This window comes from Caballeronia sp. (genome assembly GCF_049581465.1).
Taxonomy (GTDB): Bacteria; Pseudomonadota; Gammaproteobacteria; order Burkholderiales; family Burkholderiaceae; genus Caballeronia.
This window is the reverse complement of sequence record NZ_JBAUSA010000755.1, coordinates 1-4,488: the sequence shown is the minus strand read 5'-3', so window position 1 is coordinate 4,488 and position 4,488 is coordinate 1. Positions and strand designations below refer to the sequence as shown.

4 protein-coding genes are annotated in these 4,488 nt (G+C 58.9%); 1 reads left to right on the top strand and 3 read right to left on the bottom strand.

Annotated elements, in window-relative coordinates; translation table 11 throughout:
* The 3 genes from WCA53_RS18680 to WCA53_RS18670 form a co-directional block, all read right to left on the bottom strand.
* Nucleotides 1-583 (bottom strand): FAD-dependent monooxygenase (locus tag WCA53_RS18680; RefSeq protein WP_423913874.1); only part of this gene is annotated, 583 nt, incomplete at its 3' end.
* 322 nt (nt 584-905) lie between these two features.
* Complete coding sequence (locus WCA53_RS18675) at nt 906-1,643, bottom strand: TetR/AcrR family transcriptional regulator (RefSeq protein ID WP_423913871.1); 738 nt, start codon at nt 1,641-1,643, stop codon at nt 906-908.
* Nucleotides 1,644-1,767: 124 nt separating this feature from the next.
* Nucleotides 1,768-2,880 (bottom strand): alkene reductase, encoded by a 1,113-nt coding sequence (locus WCA53_RS18670; RefSeq protein WP_423913869.1) that lies wholly within the window; start codon nt 2,878-2,880, stop codon nt 1,768-1,770.
* 373 nt (nt 2,881-3,253) lie between these two features.
* Between WCA53_RS18670 and WCA53_RS18665 the strand changes: the two genes are divergently transcribed.
* A complete protein-coding gene (locus WCA53_RS18665; RefSeq protein ID WP_423913867.1) occupies nt 3,254-4,237 on the top strand; it encodes an FAD-dependent monooxygenase in 984 nt (327 codons plus the stop codon).
* Nucleotides 4,238-4,488: the final 251 nt, after the last annotated feature.

Here is a 4,488-nt window from a genome sequence, read left to right as displayed (position 1 = left end):
GCTCTGGAAACATCGTGAAGTTATTCACGAGCGTTTCGATCGCCATGGGCGAGAAAGCCGACTCGTCGACAATCCCTCGCCACGCGACGTAGCCCGCGAACTGTGATTCGTGCTGCGGGAAAAGCTTCGCGCGAGTGCGGGAGCCGCCGCCGTCCGCCGCGATAAGAACGTCGGCGGTCAAGCTTCGCTCATTATTAAGGTGGACTTCGATGCCAGCGCTGCACTCAGTGAAACCCGTGACTTCCTGGCCGTACGAAATCCTGTCCTTCGGCAACATTGCACAGAGTGAGCGATACACCGTGTCCCACGAGGAGAACGGCAACGTCTCCCGCTCCTCGCTTAGCGCGAAGCCGGAAATGTCTATTCGGCGCCTGAGGACCGTCGGCACGCTGATCATCTGCTGGGTGGTGTGGCCGTGCTGTTCGAGGAATTTGAGCATATGGCGCAATACCACGACGCCCCCGCCTCTTCCGCGCAGGGGTTTGTCGGAGCGCTCATAGACATGCACGTCGTGTCCGACGCAACTGAGTGTCAGCGCGCTCGCTAGACCAGCAATCGATCCTCCGGCGATGATAACTTTCATAGATTCACTGGGCGCAGCCTGGTTAAAGGTTGTGAGGGCGCTTTGCGGTTGCGTCGGACGAGTGGTGCCCCAGCGGTGCGCGCTGTCGGCTTCATGGCCGTCCCCGAGGTGTCGGCGACCCCTATGCCCGTGTGGTCGATCAGGTGCGGATTACGCCGTCATGACCCAGGTCTATTAGGTTAGCAGTCGCGTGTAATTTGTTCCCGACTACTTACTGCTTACTGTAGCAGCAATAAGTCAATGCGCGCCGCAACGCGAGCGGCCGAAGTTTGCGGGGTCACATCGGCTTGGCGGTCGCAGTATCGTACGTAGGACGTTGTGTTCAGGCTTTTCGCGCCCTGGGTTTCTTGCTCGCCGGTACTCGTGAAATGCTCTTGAGCGCGTCGGGCGTGCCATTCAGGAAGGCGACAACCTGGCGTTCGACGTGGGCGTCGATGTCGTCCGAGACGGGAAGCCCGTAAATCCATTTCCGGACGCCGACATAAAAGATGCTTGCGTGCAGGCTCCAAATGAGTTCGAGCTCGATTTCGCGTCCTTTGGCGTCCGACGGTGCGGCCAGCCCGTACGCTTCGCGAATCTCCTCCATGACGGGAAGAAAGACGCGCTCGCGTAAGCGAGCGAGGTACTTCGAATTAATGCCTTCGCGAGTGAGTCCTGCGAAAATGAAGATTCGAATCCATTCGCGTCGAAGGATGACATGTGCGTAGGCCGTATAGAACTTCACCATGCGTTCCAGAATGGGTAGGGATCGGTCCCTGATAACCCTTTCCCATCCGGCGTCCCAGCGGTAAACCTCGTCATAGACACGGTCGATCAGCGCTTCCTTGCTGGGAAAGTACCGGTAGAGCAGTGGTTGCGTCACGCCAAGTTGGCGGGCCAGCTCACGCGTGCTTCCGGAGAAACCGTGGGTTGCAAAATGCTCGATTGCCTTTTGCACGATCTGTCGCTCCCGCACCTCTGGCGCAAGCCGTCGAGTTCCGGGCACCAGAGTTTCCTTAGCCTGAACTTGAGCCTGAATGTCACGCGCGACTTCTTCAACGGGGCTTTTTCTCTTCGGCATGACCTGTCGCTGACCCAATATAGTGGGGTGCATCATACAAAGATTGATCTCCGCTGGCTAGGTGAGAGGCGGCTAGCTAGCCAGTGGATGCACCCGCAAATAGGCGGCGACGCTTATGCCACTATTACGCCAGCGCCGGGTAGTCGGTATATCCCTCGGCATTTCCGCCAAAGAACGTGGTGCCGTCGGCGGGGTTGAGCGGCAGATCCGCTCGCAGACGCGCAGGCAAATCCGGGTTGGAAATGAACGGTCGTCCGAATGCGATGATATCGGCGCGACCACTGGCTAATGCCTGCTCGGCGCTCTCGCGGTCGTAGCCGCCGGCGAGCATGAGCACACCCCGATATTCGTCGCGCAGCAGCTTGATGATGGCGTCCCAGCGCGGATCGAACTGCTCGTCTTTCACCGTGCCCACAATGGCCGGTTCCACCAGGTGGAGATAAGCCAGATTCCAGTCGTTGAGCTTTCTGGCGATATAGCCGAAGGTTGCCTCAGGCGTGGCGTCTCCCATGCCCATGAATCGGCCCATCGGCGTCAAGCGAACGCCTACCCTTTGCGCACCGACTTCGTCGCTGACTGCCTCTACGACCTCAAGCAGCAAACGGGCGCGGTTTTCAATGTTGCCTCCATAGATATCCTGGCGCTGGTTGCTACTGGTGTTGATGAACTGATCCAGCAGATAGCCGTTGCCCGCGTGAATTTCGACACCGTCCATCCCGGCCGTCAGTGCGTTGCGCGCGGCGCGTCGATAGTCCTCGACAATCTCGTGAATACCCGCAAGGGTCAGTTCCTGCGGCACGGGCACGTCGCCCCAGACGCCATTGCCGTGTTCGTCGAGAATGAAAGTCTTGCCGGGAACGGGCATCGCGGTGGGGGCGACGGGCAACACTCCGTCAGGCTGGAAAACCGGATGCGAAACGCGACCGACATGCCACAGTTGCAGGAAGATCGTGCCGCCTTCGGCATGCACCGCATGACTCACTGCTTTCCAGCCTTCGATTTGCTCCTTACTATGAATACCCGGGGTCCAGGCATAGCCCTGCCCTTGTTGCGAGATTTGCGTGGCTTCGCTGATGATCAGTGCAGCGCTGGCTCGCTGCCGGTAGTACTCGACGTTCAACGGGGTCGGCACGTTGCCGGGCTGGCCTGCACGGGACCGCGTGAGCGGAGCCATTGCGACGCGGTGATCGAGCGAGATCTGGCCCACTTGCAGTGGGCTGAAAAGATGTTGGGTCATGGTGGTTCTCCGATAAATCAGGGTTCAGGCTGTCGGCGGGTTGATGGACTTAAAGGTAGGCCTAGTCGCGCGCTAGAGGAATCCACTTGCGGTGCAACGTACCGTTGCGACGCGTGCAAAGGCACCCGCTCGGCCGCGTAAAACCTGGGGTGAGCGAGGTTCTCAGGAGGCCGTTCGCTCGCCAGGAGACCCTGGTGAACTTGCGCCCTCTGCGAATTCTCATTAGTATTTATCGAATGATCACTGGAGGGGTGAGCGCGCATTCGAGTTCATGCGGTGCCGTTTCTGAAGTCTTGAAACACCGTCGGTACACTGAATGCATTGCGCTCGTTCGCCCGAAAACGAGTCGCGTTCCAATCCGCAGGAGGGTTCGATGACGCAAGACAAGAAGGCTCACGCCATCATCATTGGTGGTTCGCTCAGCGGACTATTCAGCGCGACCGCGCTGCGCGCGATCGGGTACTCGGTCGACGTCTTTGAACAATCGCCGAACGAGTTGGATAGTCGCGGCGGTGGCATCGTCCTTCAGCCCGACGTGCTCGCTGCGTTCAAATTCGCGGGCGTGGACCTGCCCGCGCATTCCGGCGTGGACTCGGGCGACCGGATTTACCTTGGCCAGGACGATCGCATCGTCGAGCAATTCTTCATGCCCCAGACCCAGACGTCATGGAGCCTGATCTATAACACGATGAAGCAGGCGTTACCGGCGGGCGTGGTGCACGCGGGGGAACGGTTCACTCGCTTCGAGCAGACCAATGCACGCGTCACCGCGCATTTCGAGAGTGGCCGTGTAGAAGAAGGCGACATCCTGATTGGGGCCGATGGCCCGAGCTCAAGTGTGCGAGCTCAGCTTTTGCCGGCCGTCGAGCCGACCTACGCCGGTTATATAGCGTGGCGCGGCCTGGTCGAAGAAAATGACTTGCCTGCTGGAGCATCGGACCTGTTGCGAGATCGCTTCACTTTCCAGCAAGGTGAGTCACATCTGATCCTCGTGTATCTCGTACCAGGCGAAGAAGGTGCGATCGAGCGAGGCAAGCGGCGATGGAACTGGGTGTGGTATCGCAAGATGTCGACCGATGCTGTCAGCGCGCTGATGCTGGATCGCGATGGCCAGCAACGCGCGACGGTCCTTGGACAGCGCGAGATCTATGCACTTCATGCCGCTAGCCGAAATCGCCTGAATGCGCTTTACATGACGAGCATTTTCATTGGCGGTGCGGTGGGTTCAGCGCTTGCGAGCGTGCTGTATGAGCATGGCGGATGGTTGTGGGTTGCAATCGCGGGAACGACTTTTCCAGCGCTCGCGCTGATTCACTTCCTGCTGACGGGGCGATCGACCACCGTGTCTATCGTTTGATATTCGTCGGGCGTTAATTAGATCAACGGTTTGATGCAACCTGACGATGCGGCGAGCAACCGGTCTCAAACACTTGCGCGCATCGGCTTACAAGTAAATTTTGACCTTGCCCGGCCGCCCCGCTCGGCTTTAAGTCATCTTTCCTGCATGAACTTGACTACAATTCAAGCAGCCAGGAGCCGTCGCTTCCTCAGCGGCGGTACTACGTTGTCGTACCTACCGCATGGAGGATGATGATGTCGATTCGACTA

Excerpts from the sequence above, each read along its gene's own strand:
- WCA53_RS18670 (WP_423913869.1), bottom strand. The coding sequence starts at position 2,880 with ATGACCCAACATCTTTTCAGCCCACTGCAAGTGGGCCAGATCTCGCTC.
- WCA53_RS18665 (WP_423913867.1), top strand. The coding sequence starts at position 3,254 with ATGACGCAAGACAAGAAGGCTCACGCCATCATCATTGGTGGTTCGCTC.
- WCA53_RS18675 (WP_423913871.1), bottom strand. The coding sequence starts at position 1,643 with ATGCCGAAGAGAAAAAGCCCCGTTGAAGAAGTCGCGCGTGACATTCAG.